At 71.8% G+C, this 22,163-nt stretch carries 23 protein-coding genes; 20 read left to right on the top strand and 3 right to left on the bottom strand.

Annotation, left to right across the window (positions count from 1 at the left end; translation table 11 throughout):
* The first annotated feature begins 52 nt into the window (after positions 1-52).
* The 8 genes from OHT74_RS15695 to glmM all read left to right on the top strand — a co-directional run bounded on the left by OHT74_RS15695 (position 53) and on the right by glmM (position 8,338).
* On the top strand, positions 53-1,075 hold the full coding sequence (locus tag OHT74_RS15695; protein WP_008739666.1) for a DNA-directed RNA polymerase subunit alpha: 1,023 nt from the start codon (positions 53-55) through the stop codon (positions 1,073-1,075).
* 84 nt (positions 1,076-1,159) lie between these two features.
* Positions 1,160-1,633, top strand: coding sequence for a 50S ribosomal protein L17 (rplQ, locus tag OHT74_RS15690; protein WP_266664725.1), 474 nt, complete (start codon positions 1,160-1,162; stop codon positions 1,631-1,633).
* 112 nt (positions 1,634-1,745) lie between these two features.
* Complete coding sequence (gene truA, locus OHT74_RS15685) at positions 1,746-2,597, top strand: tRNA pseudouridine(38-40) synthase TruA (protein WP_266626424.1); 852 nt, start codon at positions 1,746-1,748, stop codon at positions 2,595-2,597.
* 55 nt (positions 2,598-2,652) lie between these two features.
* On the top strand, positions 2,653-4,281 hold the full coding sequence (locus tag OHT74_RS15680) for an ABC-F family ATP-binding cassette domain-containing protein (protein ID WP_328620546.1): 1,629 nt from the start codon (positions 2,653-2,655) through the stop codon (positions 4,279-4,281).
* A gap of 68 nt (positions 4,282-4,349) precedes the next feature.
* A complete protein-coding gene (locus OHT74_RS15675) occupies positions 4,350-5,606 on the top strand; it encodes a glycosyltransferase family 87 protein (protein WP_328620545.1) in 1,257 nt (418 codons plus the stop codon).
* A gap of 232 nt (positions 5,607-5,838) precedes the next feature.
* Positions 5,839-6,282 carry a 50S ribosomal protein L13 gene (rplM, locus tag OHT74_RS15670; protein WP_266664718.1) on the top strand — a complete coding sequence of 148 codons (444 nt, stop codon included), beginning with the start codon at positions 5,839-5,841 and terminating at the stop codon, positions 6,280-6,282.
* Positions 6,283-6,324: 42 nt separating this feature from the next.
* Complete coding sequence (gene rpsI / locus OHT74_RS15665; RefSeq protein ID WP_266664716.1) at positions 6,325-6,846, top strand: 30S ribosomal protein S9; 522 nt, start codon at positions 6,325-6,327, stop codon at positions 6,844-6,846.
* Between the two features lie 133 nt (positions 6,847-6,979).
* Positions 6,980-8,338 carry a phosphoglucosamine mutase gene (gene glmM / locus OHT74_RS15660; RefSeq protein ID WP_266664714.1) on the top strand — a complete coding sequence of 453 codons (1,359 nt, stop codon included), beginning with the start codon at positions 6,980-6,982 and terminating at the stop codon, positions 8,336-8,338.
* Between the two features lie 72 nt (positions 8,339-8,410).
* On the opposite strand, the gene OHT74_RS15655 is transcribed toward glmM, so the two are convergent.
* Both OHT74_RS15655 and coaA read right to left on the bottom strand, forming a co-directional pair.
* Positions 8,411-9,358, bottom strand: a complete 948-nt coding sequence (locus tag OHT74_RS15655; RefSeq protein WP_328620544.1) for a DUF389 domain-containing protein — start codon at positions 9,356-9,358, stop codon at positions 8,411-8,413.
* 25 nt (positions 9,359-9,383) lie between these two features.
* Complete coding sequence (gene coaA, locus OHT74_RS15650) at positions 9,384-10,376, bottom strand: type I pantothenate kinase (protein ID WP_266664710.1); 993 nt, start codon at positions 10,374-10,376, stop codon at positions 9,384-9,386.
* A gap of 366 nt (positions 10,377-10,742) precedes the next feature.
* Here coaA and OHT74_RS15645 point away from each other — a divergent pair, with 366 nt between their 5' ends.
* The 8 genes from OHT74_RS15645 (at position 10,743) to OHT74_RS15610 (ending at position 18,685) form a co-directional block, all read left to right on the top strand.
* Complete coding sequence (locus OHT74_RS15645; RefSeq protein WP_328620543.1) at positions 10,743-11,480, top strand: hypothetical protein; 738 nt, start codon at positions 10,743-10,745, stop codon at positions 11,478-11,480.
* A 125-nt stretch (positions 11,481-11,605) separates the two neighbouring features.
* Positions 11,606-13,453, top strand: coding sequence for a glutamine--fructose-6-phosphate transaminase (isomerizing) (gene glmS / locus OHT74_RS15640; RefSeq protein WP_328620542.1), 1,848 nt, complete (start codon positions 11,606-11,608; stop codon positions 13,451-13,453).
* A 31-nt stretch (positions 13,454-13,484) separates the two neighbouring features.
* Positions 13,485-13,853 (top strand): holo-ACP synthase, encoded by a 369-nt coding sequence (locus OHT74_RS15635; protein ID WP_266664704.1) that lies wholly within the window; start codon positions 13,485-13,487, stop codon positions 13,851-13,853.
* Between the two features lie 37 nt (positions 13,854-13,890).
* Complete coding sequence (locus OHT74_RS15630) at positions 13,891-15,285, top strand: NAD(P)H-hydrate dehydratase (RefSeq protein ID WP_328620541.1); 1,395 nt, start codon at positions 13,891-13,893, stop codon at positions 15,283-15,285.
* A 156-nt stretch (positions 15,286-15,441) separates the two neighbouring features.
* On the top strand, positions 15,442-16,578 hold the full coding sequence (alr, locus tag OHT74_RS15625) for an alanine racemase (protein ID WP_266664700.1): 1,137 nt from the start codon (positions 15,442-15,444) through the stop codon (positions 16,576-16,578).
* Between the two features lie 34 nt (positions 16,579-16,612).
* Positions 16,613-17,812: an alpha/beta fold hydrolase gene (locus OHT74_RS15620; RefSeq protein WP_328620540.1), complete on the top strand. Its 1,200-nt coding sequence runs from the start codon at positions 16,613-16,615 to the stop codon at positions 17,810-17,812.
* The gene (gene tsaE / locus OHT74_RS15615) at positions 17,748-18,320 is read left to right on the top strand and encodes a tRNA (adenosine(37)-N6)-threonylcarbamoyltransferase complex ATPase subunit type 1 TsaE (protein ID WP_266664696.1); all 573 of its coding nucleotides are present in this window, start codon (positions 17,748-17,750) and stop codon (positions 18,318-18,320) included. Before OHT74_RS15620 ends, tsaE begins: the two co-directional genes overlap by 65 nt.
* 170 nt (positions 18,321-18,490) lie before the next feature.
* Positions 18,491-18,685 carry a hypothetical protein gene (locus OHT74_RS15610; protein WP_328620539.1) on the top strand — a complete coding sequence of 65 codons (195 nt, stop codon included), beginning with the start codon at positions 18,491-18,493 and terminating at the stop codon, positions 18,683-18,685.
* A 98-nt stretch (positions 18,686-18,783) separates the two neighbouring features.
* On the opposite strand, the gene OHT74_RS15605 is transcribed toward OHT74_RS15610, so the two are convergent.
* On the bottom strand, positions 18,784-19,341 hold the full coding sequence (locus tag OHT74_RS15605) for a hypothetical protein (protein ID WP_266996582.1): 558 nt from the start codon (positions 19,339-19,341) through the stop codon (positions 18,784-18,786).
* A gap of 158 nt (positions 19,342-19,499) precedes the next feature.
* Between OHT74_RS15605 and tsaB the strand changes: the two genes are divergently transcribed.
* The 4 genes from tsaB to OHT74_RS15585 are packed head-to-tail and all read left to right on the top strand — an operon-like array spanning position 19,500 to position 22,087.
* Positions 19,500-20,162, top strand: a complete 663-nt coding sequence (gene tsaB, locus OHT74_RS15600) for a tRNA (adenosine(37)-N6)-threonylcarbamoyltransferase complex dimerization subunit type 1 TsaB (RefSeq protein ID WP_266664692.1) — start codon at positions 19,500-19,502, stop codon at positions 20,160-20,162.
* Positions 20,159-20,704 (top strand): ribosomal protein S18-alanine N-acetyltransferase, encoded by a 546-nt coding sequence (gene rimI, locus OHT74_RS15595; protein ID WP_266664690.1) that lies wholly within the window; start codon positions 20,159-20,161, stop codon positions 20,702-20,704. The genes tsaB and rimI overlap by 4 nt, the downstream gene beginning before the upstream one ends.
* Entirely contained in the window at positions 20,697-21,815 is a 1,119-nt protein-coding gene (gene tsaD / locus OHT74_RS15590) for a tRNA (adenosine(37)-N6)-threonylcarbamoyltransferase complex transferase subunit TsaD (protein WP_328620538.1), read from the top strand. The genes rimI and tsaD overlap by 8 nt, the downstream gene beginning before the upstream one ends.
* Positions 21,815-22,087 carry a hypothetical protein gene (locus tag OHT74_RS15585; RefSeq protein ID WP_328620537.1) on the top strand — a complete coding sequence of 91 codons (273 nt, stop codon included), beginning with the start codon at positions 21,815-21,817 and terminating at the stop codon, positions 22,085-22,087. Before tsaD ends, OHT74_RS15585 begins: the two co-directional genes overlap by 1 nt.
* Positions 22,088-22,163: the final 76 nt, after the last annotated feature.

The following is a 22,163-nucleotide window of genomic DNA, read 5'->3' as shown; positions in this document are numbered from 1 at the left end:
TTTACCCGTCGGGCGTCAAATAGTGGGCGTCCACGACTGAAGGAACACAGACATGCTTATCGCTCAGCGTCCTTCGCTGACCGAAGAGGTCGTCGACGAGTACCGCTCGCGGTTCGTGATCGAGCCGCTCGAGCCGGGCTTCGGCTACACCCTCGGCAACTCGCTGCGCCGCACGCTCCTGTCCTCGATCCCGGGTGCCGCTGTCACCAGCATCCGCGTGGACGGCGTCCTGCACGAGTTCACCACCGTGCCCGGTGTCAAGGAAGACGTCACCGACATCATCCTCAACATCAAGCAGCTGGTCGTCTCCTCGGAGCACGACGAGCCGGTCGTGATGTACCTGCGCAAGCAGGGTCCCGGCCTGGTCACCGCTGCCGACATCGCGCCCCCGGCCGGTGTCGAGGTGCACAACCCGGACCTGGTCCTCGCCACGCTCAACGGCAAGGGCAAGCTGGAGATGGAGCTGACCGTCGAGCGCGGCCGCGGCTACGTCTCCGCCGTCCAGAACAAGCAGCTGGGCCAGGAGATCGGTCGTATCCCGATCGACTCCATCTACAGCCCGGTCCTCAAGGTCACCTACAAGGTCGAGGCGACCCGAGTCGAGCAGCGCACCGACTTCGACAAGCTGATCGTCGACGTCGAGACCAAGCAGGCCATGCGCCCGCGTGACGCCATGGCGTCCGCCGGCAAGACCCTGGTCGAGCTGTTCGGTCTGGCCCGCGAGCTCAACATCGACGCCGAGGGCATCGACATGGGCCCGTCCCCGACGGACGCCGCCCTGGCCGCCGACCTGGCGCTGCCGATCGAGGAGCTCGAGCTCACCGTTCGGTCGTACAACTGCCTCAAGCGCGAGGGCATCCACTCCGTGGGTGAGCTCGTCGCCCGCTCCGAGGCCGACCTGCTCGACATCCGCAACTTCGGTGCGAAGTCGATCGACGAGGTCAAGGCGAAGCTGGCCGGCATGGGCCTGGCCCTCAAGGACAGCCCGCCCGGATTCGACCCGACCGCCGCTGCCGACGCCTTCGGCGCCGACGACGACGCGGACGCCGGTTTCGTCGAGACCGAGCAGTACTAAGAAAAGACTTTCCCGGGGCAGCCGCCCCGGGAGAACTGACACCGGTACCTGACACGGCCGGTGCAGATATGAAGGAGTAACACCATGCCGCGTCCCGCAAAGGGTGCCCGTCTGGGCGGCTCCGCCGCGCACGAGAAGCACCTTCTCGCGAACCTCGCGAAGGCGCTCTTCGAGCACGGCCGCATCACCACCACCGAGGCCAAGGCCCGTCGCCTGCGTCCCTACGCCGAGCGTCTGGTCACCAAGGCCAAGAAGGGCGACATCCACAACCGTCGCCTGGTGCTGCAGACGATCACGGACAAGAGCATCGTGCACACGCTGTTCACCGAGATCGCCCCGCGCTACGAGAACCGCCCCGGTGGTTACACGCGCATCACCAAGATCGGCAACCGTCGTGGCGACAACGCCCCGATGGCCGTGATCGAGCTGGTCGAGGCCCTTACGGTCGCCCAGCAGGCCACCGGTGAGGCCGAGGCCGCCACCAAGCGTGCGGTCAAGGAGGCGGAGGCCAAGGCCGAGGCCGTCGAGACCCCCGCCGAGGAGACCAAGGAGGCCTGATCCCGCTTCGGGATCGAGCTTGCTTGATCGGCTCTGAACGGGCCCGCCCCTTCCCGGGGCGGGCCCGTTCTGTATTTCCTGACGTTCTTGCGCCTCTGAGAGGATCTGTCACGTGAGTGACGAGGTGGAGCCCGGGCACGTCCGGGTGCGGCTGGACCTGAGCTACGACGGCAAGGACTTCTCCGGCTGGGCGAAGCAGCGCGTGCTGCGGACGGTGCAGGGCGAGCTGGAGTCGGCCCTGCAGACCGTGATGCGGCTGCCGGACCCGGTCGAGCTGACCGTGGCCGGGCGGACCGACGCCGGCGTGCACGCGCGCGGGCAGGTCGCCCAGTTCGACCTGGCCGAGGAGGTGTGGGCCGAGCACCACGACAAGCTGCTGCGCCGCCTCGCGGGCCGGCTGCCGCACGACGTACGGGTATGGAAGGCCGCCGAGGCCCCGGAGGGCTTCAACGCCCGGTTCTCCGCCATCTGGCGCCGCTACGCCTACCGCGTCGGCGACCACCAGGGCGGCGTCGACCCGCTGCGCCGCGGGCACGTGCTGTGGCACCAGTGGCCCCTGGACGTGGACGCCATGAACGAGGCCGCCGCCCCGCTGCTCGGCGAGCACGACTTCGCCGCGTACTGCAAGAAGCGCGAGGGCGCCACGACCATCCGCACCCTCCAGCAGCTCAGCTGGGAGCGTGCAGAGGACGGGATCATCACGGCGACCGTCCGCGCCGACGCCTTCTGCCACAACATGGTCCGCTCGCTGGTCGGCGCACTCCTGCACGTCGGGGACGGGCACCGGCCGACCGACTGGCCCGGGAAGGTCCTGCGCGCCGCCGTACGGGACTCCTCGGTGCACGTCGTGAAGCCGCACGGGCTCACCCTGGAGGAGGTCGGCTACCCGGCGGACGAGCTGCTGGCCGCCCGCAGCAAGGAAGCGCGCAACATGCGCACCCTCCCGGGCGCCGGCTGCTGCTGATCCGCCGGTGACCGCTGCCCAATCCGTTTGGGCGGATCGGCGCCGGGCCTGGACAATGCCCGGCATGGGACATCTCGAAGCCAGCCACCTGGAGTACTACCTTCCCGACGGGCGGGTCCTGCTCCCCGACGTCTCCTTCCGCGTGGGGGAGGGGGCGGTCGTCGCCCTCGTCGGGGCGAACGGGGCCGGCAAGACCACCCTGCTGAAGCTGATCTCCGGTGACCTCCAGCCGCACGGCGGCGGGGTCACCGTCAGCGGCGGCCTCGGCGTGATGTCGCAGTTCGTGGGCTCCGTACGGGACGAGACGACCGTGCGGGACCTGCTGGTCTCGGTGGCCCAGCCGCGGATCCGGGCCGCCGCGAAGGCCGTCGACCACGCCGAGCACCTGATCTTGACGGTGGACGACGAAGCCGCCCAGATGGCGTACGCGCAGGCGCTCAGCGACTGGGCCGACGTACAGGGCTACGAGGCGGAGACCCTGTGGGACGTCTGCACCATGGCCGCGCTCGCCGTCCCGTACGACGCCGCGCAGTTCCGCGAGGTGCGCACGCTGTCGGGCGGTGAGCAGAAGCGGCTGGTCCTGGAGGCCCTGCTGCGCGGGCCGGACGAGGTGCTGCTGCTCGACGAGCCGGACAACTACCTGGACGTCCCGGGCAAGCGGTGGCTGGAGGAGCAGCTGAAGGCCACCCGCAAGACGGTGCTGTTCGTCTCCCACGACCGGGAACTGCTCACCCAGGCCGCCGAGAAGATCATCAGCCTCGAGGCGAGCCCGATGGGCAGCGACGTGTGGGTGCACGGCGGGGGCTTCGACACGTACCACGACGCCCGCAAGGAGCGCTTCGCGCGCTTCGAGGAGCTCAAGCGGCGCTGGGACGAGGAGCACGCCCGGCTGAAGGCGCTGGTCCTGCGGCTGCGCAACCAGGCGGCGAGCAGCCCCGACATGGCCTCGCGCTACCGGGCGATGCAGACGCGCTTCCAGAAGTTCGAGGAGGCCGGCCCGCCCCCGGAGCCGCCGCGCGAGCAGGACATCCGGATGCGCCTGAAGGGCGGCCGGACCGGCGTGCGCGCGCTGACCGTGGAGAACCTCGAGCTCACGGGCCTGATGAAGCCGTTCTCGCTGGAGGTCTTCTACGGGGAGCGGGTCGCGGTGCTCGGCTCGAACGGTTCCGGGAAGTCGCACTTCCTGCGGCTGCTGGCGGGCGAGGACGTCAAGCACACGGGCGACTTCAAGCTGGGTGCCCGGGTGGTGGCCGGACACTTCGCGCAGACCCACGCGCACCCCGAGCTGTTCGGCCGCACCCTGGTCGACATCCTGTGGACGGAGGCCGCGAAGCCGCTCGGCGCCGCGATGGGCGTCCTGCGCCGGTACGAGCTGGAGCGCCAGGGGGAGCAGCCGTTCGAGAAGCTGTCGGGCGGCCAGCAGGCGCGTTTCCAGATCCTGCTCCTGGAGTTGGCGGGCACCACGGCACTGCTGCTGGACGAGCCGACCGACAACCTGGACCTGGAGTCCGCGGAGGCGCTGCAGGACGGCCTGGAGTCGTACGACGGCACTGTGCTGTGCGTCACGCACGACCGCTGGTTCGCGCGGACATTTGACCGTTTCCTGGTCTTCGGTTCCGACGGTGTTGTGCGAGAGACTCAGGAACCCGTTTGGGACGAACGTAGGGTCGAGCGGAAGCGCTAGGGGGAGACCGCCCCCTCGGCCGGGAGTGAGGGGGAGGCGTTGTGGGCCTGCGGCCTGGCATCTGGCTCATGAAGCGGGAGTACCACGGCCCCGGCCACCGGCTGCTCGACCGGCTGCTGCGGCCCGCGTCCCGGCCCTGGCAGCTCGTCTCCCTCGCGGTGGTCCTGGGGGTCTGCGTCTCCACGAGCCTGCGGGAGAACTGGGGCTCCGACAACGCCTTCGTGGTCAAGGCGGCGCAGACGCTGCTGGCCGGCGGGTCCCCGTACGAGGACAAGCGCTTCCTGTACCTGCCCAGCGCGGTCCTGATGGCCGTTCCCGAGGCGCTGCTGCCGACGACGGTGCTGCGCTGGAGCCTGCCGGTAGCGATGTCCGGGCTGCTGGGCATCGGGTGGCTGGCCGCGCTGCGGATGTTCTCGGTGCCGCTGCGCTCGCGCTTCGCGGTCGTCGGGTTCCCGGTGCTGGCCCTGGCCTACAAGCCGTATGTGAACCTCGTGCTGATCGGCAACTGGACGGCGATCTCGGCGGCCGCGCTGCCGGTGGCGCTGCTGCTCGCGCACCGGCGGCGCTGGGGGACGGCCGGGCTGGTGGTCGGGCTGGCGATCGCCTGCAAGCCGATGCTGGTGCCGGTCGGGCTGCTGTTCGTGATCGCGCGGCGTTGGCGGGGTCTGGCAGCGGCCGTGCTGGTGCCGCTGGGGCTCTCGCTGGCGGGCGCGCTGCTGATGCCGAGCCCGTCGCTGTTCTTCACCAAGACCCTGCCGTTCCTGCTCGGGGGGCAGGACGCGTACGCGCTGCCCTGGGACGCCTCGCCCATAGCGGTGCTGCCCCGGCTGGGGGTGCCGGAGCCGGTGGCGGTGCTGGTGGCCTTCGCCGGGGCCGGGGCGGGACTGTGGGCCGCCTGGACGCGGTGGCGGCGCACGGGGGAGGAGACGGACGGGGGAGAGCTGCGGCTCGCGGAGACGGCCTGCATGGTGATGTTCGCCGCATTCCTGGTCTCGCGGCCGTCCTTCGACCACTACCTGCTGGTGGTGCTGCCGCTGCTGCTGGCTTCGGGGGTGCGGCCGGGGTCGATGCCCCGCTCGCCCTGGTTCTGGCTGGCCCTGACGCCCCAGGTGGCGCTGGTGCCGTGGCCCTCCGAGCTGGCCCACAAACGGCGCGCCTTCAAAGACTGCGCCACCCTGTGCGGGCTCGCGATCCTTCTGGCGCGTCGTGCGCTGCGCTCCGGCCGGGTTACTGTGGACCCTGTAACAACTGCGGGGTCCCCACCCAGGACCGAACCGGAGTGCGCCGCGACGCCAGCAGAATCGGCATCGCGGACCGCGTTTTGACCCGTACGGGTCTGCTTGGGTATCCTGCTGGTTTGTTATGCGTATTGGCTTTCTCATTCTCACGTGAAAGGGCCTTGCGCCGGTCCACCGGACCGATGACCAGCGGTTCACATGGGTTGCGTCCCCGTTGTGAACGAGGGCTGTCGTGATCGTCCGTGGTGACCCTGTCAGGACCTTCCCGTGGGGGCTTGCGCCCCTGGGATACCACCACTGAAGAAGCGAAGGCATACGCGTGCGTACGTTCAGCCCTAAGCCCGGCGACATCTCGCGCCAGTGGCTCGTCATCGACGCCCAGGACGTTGTCCTCGGCCGTCTGGCGACCCAGGCCGCTGCCCTCCTGCGGGGCAAGCACAAGCCGACCTATGCGCCTCACATGGACATGGGCGACTTCGTCGTCATCATCAACGCCGACAAGGTTCACCTGTCCGGCAACAAGGCGACCCAGAAGATGGCGTACCGCCACTCCGGTTTCCCGGGCGGTCTGCGTTCCGTGCGCTACGACGACCTCCTGGCGAACAACCCGGAGAAGGCCGTCGAGAAGGCCGTCAAGGGCATGCTCCCCAAGAACACCCTGGGCCGTCAGATGCTCTCGAAGCTGAAGGTCTACTCGGGCGACCAGCACCCCCACGCTGCCCAGCAGCCGGTGCCGTTCGAGATCACCCAGGTCGCGCAGTAGTTCCGGCCACCCCCTAAGACGTAGAAAATTCTGAGGAGCATCGTGGCCGAGACCACCGCCGAGACGACCCCCGTCGAAGAGTTCGAGGGCAACGTCGAGGAGTACACCAGCGAGTCCGAGGTCGTCGTCGAGGGCGACTACACCTCCGAGTCCCTTGCCGGCCGCTTCGGCGACCCGCAGCCGGCCGCAGGCCTGGGCCGTCGCAAGAACGCCATCGCCCGCGTCCGGATCGTTCCGGGCACCGGCAAGTGGAAGATCAACGGTCGTACCCTTGAGGACTACTTCCCCAACAAGGTGCACCAGCAGGAAGTCAACGACCCGTTCAAGCTCCTTGAGCTGGACAACCGCTACGACGTCATCGCCCGTATCTCGGGTGGCGGCGTCTCCGGCCAGGCCGGCGCCCTGCGCCTCGGTGTGGCCCGTGCGCTGAACGAGGCGGACGTCGACAACAACCGCCCGGCGCTGAAGAAGGCCGGCTACCTCTCCCGCGACGACCGTGCGGTCGAGCGCAAGAAGGCCGGTCTCAAGAAGGCCCGTAAGGCCCCGCAGTACAGCAAGCGTTAATCTGCGCCTGCTGTTCAGCAACAACCGCCCCGGCAGCACTCTCCGTGCTGCCGGGGCGGTTCGTTTACCGCCACAAGCGGCAAATACATGTCACAAGCGGTCACAAACGAAGCGTGAACTCGGGAGGACAACAGTGGGACAACTCTTCGGGACGGACGGTGTGCGCGGCGTCGCCAACGCGGATCTGACGGCTGAGCTCGCGCTCGGTCTCTCCGTGGCAGCTGCCCACGTACTCGCCGAGGCGGGCACCTTCGCGGGCCACCGGGCGACCGCGGTCGTCGGCCGCGACCCCCGCGCCTCCGGCGAATTCCTGGAGGCCGCGGTCGTCGCCGGCCTCGCGAGCGCAGGCGTGGACGTCCTGCGCGTCGGTGTGCTGCCCACCCCGGCGGTGGCGTATCTCACCGGTGCGCTGGGTGCCGACCTCGGCGTGATGCTCTCCGCCAGCCACAATGCGATGCCCGACAACGGCATCAAGTTCTTCGCCCGCGGCGGCCACAAGCTCGCCGACGAGCTCGAGGACCGCATCGAGGCCGTCTACGACGAGCACCGCACCGGCGCTCCCTGGGACCGGCCCACCGGCGCCGGCGTCGGCCGTGTCTCCGACTACGACGAGGGCTTCGACAAGTACGTCGCGCACCTCATCGCGGTCCTCCCCAACCGCCTGGACGGGCTCAAGATCGTCCTGGACGAGGCGCACGGCGCCGCCGCCCGCGTCTCGCCCGAGGCCTTCACCCGGGCGGGTGCCGAGGTCGTCACCATCGGCGCCGAGCCGGACGGCCTCAACATCAACGACGGCTGCGGCTCCACCCACCTGGGTCTCCTCAAGCAGGCCGTGGTCGAGCACGGCGCCGACTTCGGCATCGCGCACGACGGCGACGCGGACCGCTGCCTCGCGGTCGACGGCTCCGGCGCGGAGATCGACGGCGACCAGATCCTCGCGGTGCTGGCGCTGGCCATGCGCGAGGCCGGCCAGCTGCGCGGCGACACCGTCGTCGGCACCGTGATGTCCAACCTCGGCTTCAAGCTGGCCATGGAGGGCGAGGGCATCCAGGTCGTGCAGACCGGCGTCGGCGACCGGTACGTGCTCGAGTCGATGAAGCAGCACGGCTACGCACTGGGCGGCGAGCAGTCCGGCCACGTGATCATCCTCGACCACGCCACGACCGGCGACGGCACGCTCACCGGCCTGATGCTGGCGGCGCGCGTCGCGGCCACCGGCCGGTCCCTGGCCGACCTGGCGGGCGTCATGCAGCGGCTGCCGCAGGTGCTGATCAACGTCCCCGACGTGGACAGGTCCCGGGTCGGGACCTCCGCCGAGCTGGCCGCGGCCGTCGCCGACGCCGAGCGCGAGCTGGGCACCACCGGCCGGGTGCTGCTCCGTCCGTCGGGTACCGAACCGCTCGTCCGGGTGATGGTCGAGGCCGCCGACATCGAGCAGGCCCGCGCGGTCGCCGGGCGGCTCGCGGACGTCGTGAAGTCGGCGCTCGGCTAGGTCCCGGTTCGTACGTCGGCCCCGCCCTCCCGTTGATCGCGGAGGGCGGGGCCGACGGCGTCACCGGGCCGCTCAGGTCTTCGGCCGGCGGACCCAGCGGCCGCGCTGGGTCCGCCAGAGCGCTTTCTGCCCGTACAGGGTCAGGACGCCCGCCAGCATGATCCCGGCCAGGTTCAGCAGCAGCTGCTCCGACGACCCCCACATCTGGGAGAAGTCGCCGTAACTGAGGGCCACGGCGGCGTTCGCACCGGCCGGGACGGTGGTCACGGAGATCGCGACGCCCACCAGCGCCCCGGACTTCGCGGAGGTCAGGGACAGCACCCCCGCCACGCCCGCGAGCAGCGACACCACGAAGGAGAACGGGTCCGGCTGCCAGATGAAGCCGGTGTTCGGGCGGGGCCGCTCCAGCATCCCCTCCTGGAACTGCCCGATCGCGTCCATCCCCAGGCTGAAGACGGTCGTAGCGACGATCGCGGCGGCGAAGCCGATCAGCAGTGCGCTGAGAGACCGCAGGACGAGCCGCGGCGCCCGCTGCACCACCGCGGTGCAGACGCCCGCGAGCGGGCCGAACTCCGGACCGACCGCCATGGCTCCCACGATCAGGATGGCGTTGTCGAGGACGACACCGCACGCCGCGATCATGGTCGCGAGGATCATGAACGCGACGTACGTGATGGTGAGCGTGGACTCCTCGTGGGTGGCCTCCGTCAGCTGCTCCCACAGCACCGCGTCGGCGGCCTCGCCCGGGGCCTCCTCCTCGGCCGCGTCGGCCCGCCGGGACAGCGACAGGTCGATGTTCTCGACGGCGATCGAGCCGTCCTGCTCGATGCCCAGCTCCCGGAGCTCGTTCAGCAGCTCGTCCCCCGCCTCGCGGGCGACGTCGCACAGCACGACGTCGCCCCGGGGTTCGCGGGCGACGCCGGGCAGTACGACCAGATGGGTGGTGCCGACCGTCGATTCGATGGCCGAGACCACGGCCTCGGTCCGGTCGGCCGGGGTGATCAACCGAAGGTGCAGCATGGCCGCACCCTAGTGGGTGACGGCTTCAGAGTTTGCGGAGACTGAGCTTCTGCACCTTGTGGTCCGGGCCCTTGCGTACGACGAGGGTCGCGCGGCCGCGGGTGGGGGCCACGTTCTCCAGCAGGTTGGGCTTGTTGATGGTGCGCCACATGGTCTGCGCGTACTCGATGGCCTCCTCCTCGGAGACCTGGGTGTACTTGCGGAAGTAGGAGAAAGGATTCTGGAAGGCGGTCTCGCGCAGCTTCCGGAACCGGTTGAGGTACCAGCGCTCGATGTCCTCCGGGCGTGCGTCCACGTACACGCTGAAGTCGAAGTAGTCGGCGAGGCCGACGCGCGTGCGGCCGTCCTTCCCGGGCAGGGCCGGCTGGAGGACGTTGAGCCCCTCGACGATCAGGATGTCCGGGCGGCGCACGACGAGCTGCTCGCCCGGGACGATGTCGTAGATCAGGTGCGAGTAGACGGGGGCCGTCACCTCGTCCTTGCCCGCCTTGATGTCCGCGACGAAGCGGGTGAGCGCGCGGCGGTCGTACGACTCCGGGAAGCCCTTGCGGGAGGTGAGCCCGCGGCGCTGGAGCTCCTTCATGGGGTACAGGAAGCCGTCGGTGGTGACCAGCTCGACGCGGGGGTGCTCGGGCCAGCGGGCGAGCAGGGCCTGGAGCAGGCGGGCCACGGTGGACTTGCCGACGGCGACGGAGCCGGCGACCCCTATGACGAACGGGGTGCCCTGCTGCGCGCCGTGGCCGTTGCCGGCGTCGCCGAGGAAGGTGTTGAGGGTGCCGCGGAGGTTGCTCGTGGCGCCGACGTAGAGGTTGAGGAGGCGGGAGAGCGGGAGGTAGACGTCCCGGACCTCGTCGAGGTCGATGACGTCGCCGAGACCGCGCAGTCGCTCGACCTCGTCGGCGGTGAGGGGGAGCGGGGTGCGCTCGCGCAGGGCGCTCCACTCGTCCCGGGTGAGGTCGACGTACGGAGAGACCTCGGCCCGGCGGTGAGGTCGCTCGGGACGGTCGGGGCGCTCCATTGCGCTGTCCGGCGTGCTTCGTGGCGGCGAAGTGATCACAGGGCCATTGTCGTGGCTCGGGGGCGGTTGTGGGTGGTGTGGTCGGTCACGTGCCGGGGGCCCCGGGCCGTCGCAGCGGTGTCTGCGGGGTGACGTGCAGTGGTTCCCGTGCCGGTATCGAGCCGGCTGCGAGCCGGGCTGGGACGGGGCTCGGGTCGGGGCTCGGGCTGGGGCCCCGGTACGGGATCTCACCCTGGTCACGATTGGCTGCATCCGGCGGAAAATGGACTGTTCATGATCGGATCGCCCCGTAGATTTGCTGATCATCGCGGCTCTCTGTCTGCAGCCGCTGCTGTCGTTTTTCGTGTGTTCTGGGGGAGATCCTTCGTGCGTAGCACCCTTGTCCGTCGTACCGTCCTGACCGCCTCCGCGGTGTCCCTGGCCCTGCTGTCCACCGCCTGCGGTTCCGACAAGGCGGACGACAAGGTGGGCGGCGCCACGCCGACCCCCTCCGGCGCGGCGACGTCGGCGGCGCCGGCGGCGAAGGCGAAGACCGACGCCGAGTTGGTCGCGCTGCTGGTGACGCAGGCCGAGCTGCCGACCCACGCGGTCCGGGCGGCCACCCCGGCCGAACTCGCGGCGGCGGCCAGTGCCGGGAGCGACAAGCCCGAGTGCCTGCCGCTGGTCAAGGCGCAGTCCTCGGCCCCGGTCGGCACCCCGGTGGGCAGGGCGGGCACCAAGGCGGTCGCCGTGCCGAAGTCCGCGGGTGACGTCCTGGGCGCCACCGTCACGTCCATCGCCCTCGCCTCGTACGAGGGCAAGGGCGCCGAGGCGGCCTTCGCCTCCGTCAAGGCCGCGGCCACGGCCTGCGCCGGCGGTTACACGGGCAGCCAGGCCGGCGACTCCCTCAAGATCTCCAAGGTGGTCCCGGGCGCCCCGGTCACCGCGGGCGACGAGGCGCTCGCCTACACCGCGACGGCCGACGTGGACGGCGAGAAGGCCTCCACGGAGCTCGTGGTCGTGCGCAAGGGCAGCATCATCGCCACCTTCTCGGCCGTGAGCCCGAGCGGCTCCGCCGAGCAGCCGAAGGCCGTCGTCGAGATCCAGGCCAAGAAGCTCGGCTGAGGTCCGGCCCGGGCGGCCGGGCGTTCGAGCAGCCGTCAAGCCCGCTCCGGCGCATTCGCCGGGGCGGGTTTTTCGTCTTGTTCAGGTACGGGGCAGGCGGCAAGGTTCCGCGTACGCTGCGCCGTATGTGCGGAATTGTGGGTTACGTGGGAGCGCAGTCGGCGCTCGATGTGGTCATCGCCGGACTCAAGCGGCTCGAGTACCGCGGCTACGACTCGGCGGGCGTCGCCGTGCTCGCCGACGGGGGGCTCGTCGCCGCCAAGAAGGCCGGGAGGCTGGTCAATCTGGAGAAGGAGCTGGTCGGGCACCCGCTGCCGGCCGGTTCCACGGGACTCGGGCACACCCGCTGGGCCACCCACGGCGGGCCCACCGACGCCAACGCGCACCCGCACCTGGACAACGCGGGCCGGGTGGCCGTCGTGCACAACGGCATCATCGAGAACTTCGCCGCGCTGCGCGCCGAACTGGCCGAGCGCGGGCACCGGCTGGAGTCCGAGACGGACACCGAGGTCGTCGCGCACCTGCTTGCGGAGCGGTTCGAGGCCGGCGGGGATCTCGCGGAGGCCATGCGGCAGGTGTGCCGGCGGCTGGAGGGTGCGTTCACGCTGGTCGCGGTGCACGCCGACGCGCCGGACGTGGTGGTCGGGGCGCGCCGGAACTCCCCCCTGGTGGTGGGCGTTGGGGAAGGTGAGAACTTCCTCGCCTCGGACGTGGCCGCGTTCATCGCCCACACCCGGTCCGCGATCGAGCTGGGGCAGGACCAGGTCGTCGAACTCCGCCGCGACGGGGTCACGGTGACCGACTTCGCCGGTGCGCCCGCATCCGTGCGGGCGTACCACGTCGACTGGGACGCCTCGGCGGCCGAGAAGGGGGGGTATGACTACTTCATGCTCAAGGAGATCGCCGAGCAGCCGAAGGCTGTCGCCGACACCCTCCTGGGCAGGATCGACGCGAGCGGCTCGCTGACCCTGGACGAGGTGCGCATCCCCGTCTCGGTGCTCAGGGAGGTCGACAAGGTCGTGATCGTGGCGTGCGGTACGGCGTACCACGCGGGCATGATCGCGAAGCTGGCCATCGAGCACTGGACCCGCATCCCGTGCGAGACGGAGCTGGCGAGCGAGTTCCGCTACCGCGACCCGATCCTGGACCAGCGGACGCTGGTGGTCGCGATCTCGCAGAGCGGCGAGACCATGGACACCCTGATGGCGCTGCGGCACGCGCGCGAGCAGGGCGCCAGGGTGCTGGCCATCTGCAATACGAACGGGTCGACGATCCCGCGCGAATCGGATGCGGTGCTGTACACGCACGCCGGTCCCGAGGTGGCCGTCGCCTCGACCAAGGCGTTCCTGACGCAGCTGGTGGCCTGCTATCTGGTCGCGCTGTACCTCGGGCAGGTACGGGGTACGAAGTGGGGCGACGAGATCGGGACGGTGATCCGCGAGCTGTCCGACATCGCCGCGGCCGTGGACACCGTACTGGAGACCATGGAGCCGGTACGGGAGCTGGCGCGGTCGCTGGCGGACAAGAACACCGTGCTGTTCCTCGGGCGGCACGTCGGGTACCCCGTGGCCCTGGAGGGCGCGCTCAAGCTCAAGGAGCTGGCGTACATGCACGCCGAGGGCTTCGCAGCGGGCGAGCTCAAGCACGGGCCGATCGCGCTGATCGAGAAGGACCTGCCGGTGGTGGTGGTCGTGCCGTCGCCCCGAGGGCGCTCCGTGCTCCACGACAAGATCGTGTCGAACATCCAGGAGATCCGGGCGCGCGGGGCGCGGACCATCGTGATCGCGGAGGAGGGCGACGATGCGGTCGTCCCGTACGCCGACCACCTGATCCGCATCCCGGCGACGCCGACGCTGCTGCAGCCGCTGGTGGCGACGGTGCCGCTGCAGGTCTTCGCCTGCGAGCTCGCGACGGCGCGGGGCAACGAGGTGGACCAGCCGCGTAATCTCGCGAAGTCCGTGACGGTGGAGTGAGCGCAGCGAGTGAGCGAAGCGAGTTGGCGTTGTGATTATCGGTGTGGGGATCGACGTTGCCGAGATCGAGCGGTTCGGTGAGGCGCTGGCGCGCACCCCGAACATGGCTCAACGGCTGTTCGTCGACTCGGAGTTGACGTTGCCGAGCGGCGAACGGCGCGGGATCGCCTCGCTCGCCGCCCGGTTCGCGGCCAAGGAGGCCCTCGCCAAGGCGCTCGGCGCGCCCGGCGGGATGCTGTGGACCGACGCCGAGGTGTACGTCGAGGAGACCGGGCAGCCGCGGCTGCGGGTGTCGGGGACGGTCGAGGCCAGGGCGCTGGCGCTGGGCGTGAAGTCCTGGCACATCTCCCTGAGCCACGACGCGGGTGTCGCCTCGGCCGTGGTGATCGCCGAAGGATAGCGACGGGCAGGGCCGGCTTTTCGGGCACGCTGGTGGCATGCGTACTGCTTACAGCGTGGAGACCGTACGGGCCGCCGAGCGGGAGTTGATGGCCCGGCTGCCGGAGGGCGCCCTGATGCAGCGGGCGGCGGCCGGACTGGCCGCCGTGTGCGCGGGCCTGCTGCGCCGGGTGTACGGGGCGCGTGTCGTCCTGCTCGTCGGGCCCGGGGACAACGGCGGTGACGCCCTGTACGCGGGCGCCCGGCTGGCCCGGCGCGGCGCCGGGGTGACGGCGGTGCCGATGGATCCGGAGCGGGTGCACGCGGGCGGGCTGCGGGCGCTGCTGGCCGCCGGGGGCCGGGTCGCGCCGGGCGTTCCCGGCCGGGCGGATCTCGTACTGGACGGGCTCGTCGGCATCGGCGGGCGCGGCGGGCTGCGGCCGGCCGCGGCGGCGCTGGTGGAGCAGATCCCGGCCGGGGCGGTCGTGGTCGCGGTGGACCTGCCGAGCGGGGTCGACGCGGACACCGGGGAGGTGGCCGGGCCGGCCGTCCGGGCCGATGTCACGGTGACCTTCGGGGCGTACAAGCCGGGGCTGCTCATCGACCCGGGGGCTTCGCGCACGGGCGCGCTGCACCTGGTGGACATCGGGCTGTCGCTCCCGGACCCGGACGCGGAGGCGTTGCAGCACGCCGATGTCGCGGCGCTGCTGCCAGCTCCGACGGCGTCGAGCGACAAGTACCGCCGGGGCGTGGTCGGCATCGTCGCCGGGTCGGCGCAGTACCCGGGCGCGGCGGTGCTCGCCGTCGCCGGGGCGCTGCGGGGCGGCGCGGGCGCCGTGCGGTACGTCGGGCCGGCGGCGGACGCGGTGCTGGCGCGGTACCCCGAGACGCTGATCGGGCGGGGCCGGGTGCAGGCGTGGGTGGTCGGGCCGGGGCTGGGGGAGAGCCGCGCGGCGGAGGTCGCGGAGGTCCTGGCCGACCCGGTGCCGGTGCTGGTGGACGCGGACGGGCTGCGCGGGCTGGACCCGGAGGTGCTGCGGGCCCGGCCGGCCGAGACGCTGCTGACCCCGCACGCGGGGGAGGCGGCGGCGCTGCTGGGGATGCCCCGGGAGGCGGTGGAGTCGGCCCGGCTGTCGTCCGTACGGTCGCTGGCGGCGCGGTACGGGGCGACGGCCCTGCTGAAGGGGTCGACGACGCTGGTGTCCCGCGGCGGCGGCCCGGTCCGGGTCAACCCGACGGGAACGGCGTGGCTGGCGACGGCAGGCAGTGGTGACGTCCTGTCGGGCCTGGCCGGCTCCCTGCTGGCCTCGGGCCTGCCGGCGGTCGACGCCGCTTCGGTCGCGGCGTACCTCCACGGCCTGGCGGGGCGCCGGGCCGCCTCCGGAGCCCCGCTCCTCGCCCAGCAGATCGCGGAATCCCTCCCGGAGGCCTGGCGCAGCATCCAGAGCCCGTGACGCCCCGGCCCCACCCGGACGGCCCCCGCTCCGCGAGGTCGGTATGCGGACCCGCGGCGCCACCGGAGTGGTCCCAACAGGGGTGAGACATCCCGGTGTGCAGGGTCGGGACGGCGGTCGCGCAGGCCGGGGCCGGGCTCTGAGAGACTGGGGGCGATGAACGAGACACCGACGCGCGTGTACGCCGAGATCGATCTTGACGCCGTACGGGCGAACGTACGCGCACTGCGCGAGCGGGCGCCCGGGGCCGAGTTGATGGCCGTCGTCAAGGCGGACGCCTATGGCCACGGCGCGATCCCCTGCGCCCGCGCGGCTCAGGAGGCCGGTGCCACGTGGCTCGGCACAGCCACCCCCGAGGAGGCGCTCGCGCTGCGCGCCGCCGGGATCGGCGGGCCGGTCATGTGCTGGCTGTGGACCCCCGGCGGCCCCTGGCAGGCGGCCGTCGAGGCCGACCTGGACATCTCCGTCAGCGGGATGTGGGCCCTCGACGAAGTACGCAAGGCCGCGCACGCCGCCGGCCGCCGGGCCAGGATCCAGCTCAAGGCCGACACCGGCCTCGGCCGCAACGGCTGCCAGCCCGCCGACTGGGCGGAGCTCGTCGGAGCGGCCGTCGCCGCCCAGGCCGAGGGCACCGTCAAGATCACCGGCGTCTGGTCCCACTTCGCCTGCGCCGACGAACCCGGCCACCCCTCCATCGCGCTCCAGCTGACGGCGTTCCGCGACATGCTGGCGTACGCCGAGAAGGAGGGCGCCCGGCCCGAGGTCCGGCACATCGCCAACTCGCCCGCGACGCTGACGCTGCCCGAGAGCCACTACGACCTCGTGCGCTGCGGCCTCGCCGTCTACGGCGTGTCCCCCGCCCCCGAGCTCGGCACCTCCCAGGAGCTGGGCCTGCGGCCCGCCATGACCCTCAAGGCCTCCGTGGCGCTGGTCAAGGCCGTGCCCCCGGGCCACGGGGTGAGCTACGGGCACCACTACGTCACCGAGGCCGAGACGAATCTCGCCCTCATCCCCGCCGGATACGCCGACGGCATCCCCCGCCACGCCTCGGGCCGCGGGCCGGTCTCCGTCGGCGGGAAGGTCCGCCGCGTGGCCGGGCGCGTCGCGATGGACCAGTTCGTCGTCGACCTGGGCAGTGACCTGGTACGCGCCGGGGACGAGGCCGTCATCTTCGGCAGCGGCGAGCACGGCGAGCCCACCGCCGAGGACTGGGCTCGAGCAGCAGACACCATCGCCTATGAGATCGTCACCCGTATCGGGGTGCGCGTTCCTCGGGTCTACCGCAACGGCTGAGGCTGAGTGAGGACGACGTGAGCGTGAGGACGGCGTGAGCGAGAACTGGCGCAAAGCCGGCTGGGCAGGTGCCGCGATCGGCGTGATAGCCGCAGGCGCGGCAGCCGGCGTCGCGGTCGAACGGATCACGGTCGGACGCGGCATGCGACGCAAGGCGCGCCTCGCGCTCGACGCCACCGGGGACTACGGCTCCCTGCGCGGCACCGCCGGAGCCTGCTACGCCGAGGACGGCACCGAGATCTACTACGAGGTCGACGAGCCGTCCGAGGGCCCGAAGAAGCGGCCCCGGCTGCGCCGCAAGGAGCCGGCCGCCCCGACCGTCGTGTTCTGCCACGGCTACTGCCTCGGCCAGGACTCCTGGCACTTCCAGCGCGCCGCCCTGCGCGGACTGGTCCGCGCCGTGTACTGGGACCAGCGCAGCCACGGCCGCAGCGCGCGCGGGTTCTCCCAGGCCGACGGCGAGCGCGTGACCATCGACCAGCTCGGCCGCGACCTGAAGGCCGTCATCGACGCCGCCGCGCCCGAGGGCCCGCTGATCCTCGTGGGTCACTCGATGGGCGGCATGACGATCATGGCGCTGGCCGAGCAGTTCCCCGAACTCATCCGCGACCGGGTGATCGGCGTCGCCCTCGTCGGCACCTCCGGCGGGCACCTCGACCAGGTGACGTACGGGCTGCCCTCGGTCGGCATGGGCGCCGTGCGCCGCATCCTGCCGCCCGTGCTCAAGGTGCTCGGCTCGCAGGTGGAGCTTGTGGAGAAGGGCCGCCGGGCCACCGCAGACCTCTTCGCGGGCATGATCAAGATGTACTCGTTCGGCGCCCCCCGCCAAGTGGACCCGGGTGTCGCGCGCTTCGCCGAGCGGCTCATCGAGGCCACCCCGATCGACGTGGTCGCCGAGTTCTACCCGGCCTTCCAGATCCACGACAAGAGCGCCGCCCTCCAGCGGTTCGCCGACATCCCCGTCACCGTCATCGCCGGCGACCGCGACATGGTCACCCCGGCCGCGCACAGCCAGGCCATCAAGGACGCACTGCCGGCCGCGGAGCTCGTGGTCCTGGAGTCCGCCGGCCATCTGATGATGCTGGAGTACCCCGAGACGGTGACCGGGCTGCTCACCGACCTGCTGGCGCGCACCGGTGCGGTGCCCGCAGCGACTAACGTTGGCGGGCATGGAAGAAGTACCGCTGGAAGCGCCACGAGCACTGCACAGTCAGGCACCGCAGCAGGGAACTGAGACGGCCGACGCCGAGGCGCGCATCACCGTCGACTCGCCCGAGGCCATGCAGGAGCTGGGCCGCACCCTCGCCGGCCTGCTCCGCCCGGGCGACCTCGTCCTGCTGACCGGGGAGCTCGGCGCGGGCAAGACCACGCTGACCCGGGGCCTGGGCGAGGGGCTGGGCGTCCGGGGCGCCGTGACCTCGCCGACCTTCGTGATCGCCCGGGTGCACCCCTCGCTGCGCGGCGGGCCGGCGCTGGTGCACGTGGACGCGTACCGGCTCGGCGGCGGGCTGGACGAGATGGAGGACCTGGACCTCGACGTCTCGCTGCCCGAGTCCGTGGTCGTCGTGGAATGGGGCGACGGCAAGGTCGAGGAGCTCTCCGACGACCGGCTGCACGTGGTGATCGCCCGGGCGGTCGGCCACGAGGAGGTCCTGGACGACGTACGGGAGGTCTCGGTGCGCGGGATCGGGTCGCGCTGGTCCGGGCCGGGCGCACTGGCGGCGCTGGCCCCGGTGCGCTGAGCCGACGGCAGCCGAGGGGCACCGCGAGGGGCGGCCGAGGGGCACCGCGGGAAAACGTACCGACAACTCGTCGGCAAGATATTGCGCCGATGGAGTCGCACGTGGTGACATGGTACAGAGGGCTGGTTAGGCCTACCTAAGTACGGGCCGGCCCGGGCCAGGAGGCAGCCATGTCCGCAGCAGGAGTGCAGCGCGACCCCCGCTCGTCCGTCGTGTCCATGGGGGCGCTGCTCGCCGCCGGCGCGGCCGCCACGGCGGTCTCGACGCCACCCGCGCCGGAGCACGCCCCGGACGCACCCGAAGGCACCTGCGCCGACGTGGCCGACGTACGCGAACAGGCCGCCCCGGAGTCCGAGGCGGCCTGAGAGGCGCAATGCGCAGTGGCTCGCAATGCGCGGTGGCCCGCACGTCAGGTAGCCCGTACGGGTGAATCCGCGTGGGCTCCCCGGTCGGGGGCAGGGCGTCAGGGGACGACGACGACCTTCGAGTTGATCGTCGCGAAGGCCCACATCGCATCGCCGTCGGTCCGCGTCATGCGGATGCCGCCGGTCTTCTTGTTCGGGTCGGGCTCCGGCGTCTGGCCGTCCACCCGGGAGCTGAACCCGACCACGACGCCGTCCGCCGTGGCGAACCGTACGACGTGCTCGATCGGCACCCCGTCCGAGCCGGTGACCGCGCCCGAGCGCGAGTTCACCAGGTACGTGCCCGGCTTCGGGTGCGCCGTGCTCGGCTTGACCGGGAACGACTTCTGCTCCTGCCCGCTCTCGCCGACCAGCCACACCCGCTTCAGGCTCACCGAGTACACGACGCGCGAGCCCGTACCCGACTCGGCCGGCACGGCCGCCGGCTTCGCCGAGTCGGCCGCGTGGGCGGACGGGACGGGGGAGGGCGCCGTGGCCGGCGGGGCAGCCTGCGGAGGGTGCGCCGGCGCGGTCGCAGAGGCCTGGTAACCGAGGAAGCCGACGGCGGCGAGCGCCACCACGGTGAGCCCGGCCACGATTCCCGAGCTGCTGCGTGCCACCTTGCTCCACCTCTCCCGTGCTTCCCCTGCGCCGAGCGCCGGCCGGGCACTTGGTGCCCCGGCTCGGACCTCGGCCGATACCTGGGTCGAAGGTAGCAGCCGGGGTGCCCCGCGACCGGCCGCGAGGGCCCGGGGCCCCGGAGTCGTAGGCTGTTCGCGTGCTCTTGCTCGCTGTAGATACCGCCACGCCCGCCGTCACCGTCGCCCTGCACGACGGCGAGTCCGTCCTCGCCGAGTCGAACCAGGTCGACGCCCGCCGCCACGGGGAGCTCCTGCTGCCCTCCGTCGACAAGGTCCTCGCCGAGGCCGGGCTGAAGCTCGACGCCCTCACGGGCATCGTCGTCGGCGTGGGACCCGGCCCCTACACCGGGCTGCGCGTCGGCCTCGTCACCGCCTCCACCTTCGCCACCGTGCTCGGCATCCCCGTGCACGGTCTGTGCACCCTCGACGGCCTCGCGTACGCCGCGGGCGCCGCCGGGATCGAGGGCCCCTTCACCGTGGCCACCGACGCGCGGCGCAAGGAGGTCTACTGGGCCCGGTACGAAGACCCGCGCACCCGCGTCGGCGAGCCCGCGGTGGACCGCCCGGCCGACATCGCCGAGCAGGTCGCCGGCCTGCCCGCGGTGGGCCAGGGCGCACTGCTCTACCCGGACGTCTTCACCGACGCGCGGGCCCCCGAGCACCAGAGCGCCGCCGCCCTCGCCGCCCTGGCGGTGGAACGGCTCGCGGCCGGGGCCGAGTTCCTGCCTCCGACGCCGCTGTACCTGCGCCGGCCCGACGCGCAGGTGCCGAAGAACTACAAGGTGGTCACCCCGCAGTGACGGCAGTGACCGCAGTACTGCGCGAGATGCGCTGGTGGGACATCGAGCCGGTGCTGGAACTGGAGCACGAGCTGTTCCCCGAGGACGCCTGGTCCGCGGGCATGTTCTGGTCCGAGCTCGCCCACGCCCGCGGCCCGCACGCCACCCGCCGCTACGTGGTCGCCGAGATCTTCTCCGACAGCGGCTCCGCCGCGGGCACCACCGCCCGTCTCGTCGGCTACGCCGGGCTGGCCGCCGCCGGCGACCTGGCCGACGTACAGACCATCGCGGCCGCACGCGACCAGTGGGGGACCGGGCTCGGCGCCCGGCTCCTCACCGACCTGCTGCGCGCCGCCACCGCGTTCGAGTGCGCCGAGGTGCTGCTGGAGGTACGGGTGGACAACACCCGGGCCCAGAAGCTCTACGAGCGCTTCGGCTTCGAGCCGATCGGCTTCCGGCGGGGCTACTACCAGCCCGGCAACGTGGACGCGCTCGTGATGCGCCTGACCGACCCCGCACAAGCAACGACTGAGAGCACTGAGAGCAGTGAGAGCAATGGCTGACGAACCGCTCGTCCTCGGCATCGAGACCTCCTGCGACGAGACCGGCGTCGGCGTCGTCCGCGGCACCACCCTGCTGGCGGACGCGATCGCGTCCAGCGTCGACGAGCACGCGCGCTTCGGCGGCGTCGTGCCCGAGGTGGCCTCCCGGGCGCACCTGGAGGCGATGGTCCCCACCATCGAGCGCGCCCTGAAGGAGGCCGGGGTCAGCGCCCGCGACCTCGACGGCATCGCCGTCACCGCGGGTCCCGGCCTCGCGGGGGCGCTGCTGGTGGGCGTCTCGGCGGCCAAGGCGTACGCGTACGCGCTCGGCAAGCCGCTGTACGGGGTGAACCACCTGGCCTCGCACATCTGCGTCGACCAGCTGGAGCACGGGCCGCTGCCGGAGCCGACCATGGCGCTGCTGGTGTCCGGCGGGCACTCCTCGCTGCTGCTCGCCCCGGACATCACCTCCGACGTACGGCCGCTGGGCGCGACCATCGACGACGCGGCGGGCGAGGCCTTCGACAAGATCGCGCGTGTGCTGCAGCTGGGCTTCCCCGGCGGTCCGGTCATCGACCGGCTCGCGCGCGAGGGCGACCCGAAGGCGATCAAGTTCCCGCGGGGGCTGACGGGGCCGCGCGACGCGGCGTACGACTTCTCCTTCTCCGGGCTCAAGACGGCGGTTGCCCGCTGGATCGAGGCGAAGCGGAACGCGGGCGAGGAGGTGCCGGTGCGCGATGTGGCGGCGTCCTTCCAGGAGGCCGTGGTGGACGTGCTGACCCGCAAGGCGATCCGCGCGTGCAAGGACGAGGGTGTCGACCACCTGATGATCGGCGGCGGTGTGGCGGCCAATTCCCGGCTGCGGTCGCTGGCGCAGGAGCGGTGCGACGACGCAGGGATCATCCTGCGCGTGCCGCGGCCGAAGCTGTGCACGGACAACGGTGCGATGGTGGCGGCGCTGGGCGCGGAGATGGTCAAGCGGAACCGGCCGGCCTCGGACTGGGACCTGTCCGCGGACTCCTCGCTGCCGGTGACGGACCCGCACGTTCCGGGCACCGCCCACACGCACTCCCAAGCTCACGGCCATGACCACGACCACGTGCACGAGTTGAGCAAGGACAACCTGTACTGATGGCCACCGTCGCGCTGATGTGGGAGGCCCGGGCCGCCGCCGGGCGGGGCAACGAGCTGCTGGAGTGGGCCCGTTCGCAGGTGCTGGCGCGCGAGCCGGTGCGCCGCGAGCTGCTGCGGGCCCCGCAGGACCGGGTGCTGGTCGTCACGTGGTGGGAGGCCGCCGAGGGCCTGGCGGCGGAGCTGCCCGAACTCCCGGAGCCCGCCGCCGATCTGATCACCCGTCCGGTGCATCGCTGGCGCTTCGAGTCGGTGGAGACCACCGGCAGTTGACACGTAGGGGGTGCCCGGCGGTCGCGGCCGGACATCCCCTGGCCCTCTCGAGCGGCTCCGGACCGGAGTTGTGGCC

It is taken from the genome of Streptomyces sp. NBC_00354, assembly GCF_036106915.1.
Taxonomy (GTDB): domain Bacteria; phylum Actinomycetota; class Actinomycetes; order Streptomycetales; family Streptomycetaceae; genus Streptomyces.
This window is presented reverse-complemented; position numbering and strand designations above follow the sequence as displayed.

Coding starts and splice junctions, on each gene's coding strand:
- OHT74_RS15655 (WP_328620544.1), bottom strand. CDS start 9,358: ATGCTGCACCTTCGGTTGATCACCCCGGCCGACCGGACCGAGGCCGTG.
- OHT74_RS15680 (WP_328620546.1), top strand. CDS start 2,653: ATGCCCGGCATGGGACATCTCGAAGCCAGCCACCTGGAGTACTACCTT.
- coaA (WP_266664710.1), bottom strand. CDS start 10,376: ATGGAGCGCCCCGACCGTCCCGAGCGACCTCACCGCCGGGCCGAGGTC.
- alr (WP_266664700.1), top strand. CDS start 15,442: ATGAACGAGACACCGACGCGCGTGTACGCCGAGATCGATCTTGACGCC.
- OHT74_RS15585 (WP_328620537.1), top strand. CDS start 21,815: ATGGCCACCGTCGCGCTGATGTGGGAGGCCCGGGCCGCCGCCGGGCGG.
- OHT74_RS15695 (WP_008739666.1), top strand. CDS start 53: ATGCTTATCGCTCAGCGTCCTTCGCTGACCGAAGAGGTCGTCGACGAG.
- tsaE (WP_266664696.1), top strand. CDS start 17,748: ATGGAAGAAGTACCGCTGGAAGCGCCACGAGCACTGCACAGTCAGGCA.
- glmS (WP_328620542.1), top strand. CDS start 11,606: ATGTGCGGAATTGTGGGTTACGTGGGAGCGCAGTCGGCGCTCGATGTG.
- OHT74_RS15675 (WP_328620545.1), top strand. CDS start 4,350: ATGAAGCGGGAGTACCACGGCCCCGGCCACCGGCTGCTCGACCGGCTG.
- OHT74_RS15630 (WP_328620541.1), top strand. CDS start 13,891: ATGCGTACTGCTTACAGCGTGGAGACCGTACGGGCCGCCGAGCGGGAG.
- tsaD (WP_328620538.1), top strand. CDS start 20,697: ATGGCTGACGAACCGCTCGTCCTCGGCATCGAGACCTCCTGCGACGAG.
- rplQ (WP_266664725.1), top strand. CDS start 1,160: ATGCCGCGTCCCGCAAAGGGTGCCCGTCTGGGCGGCTCCGCCGCGCAC.
- OHT74_RS15610 (WP_328620539.1), top strand. CDS start 18,491: ATGTCCGCAGCAGGAGTGCAGCGCGACCCCCGCTCGTCCGTCGTGTCC.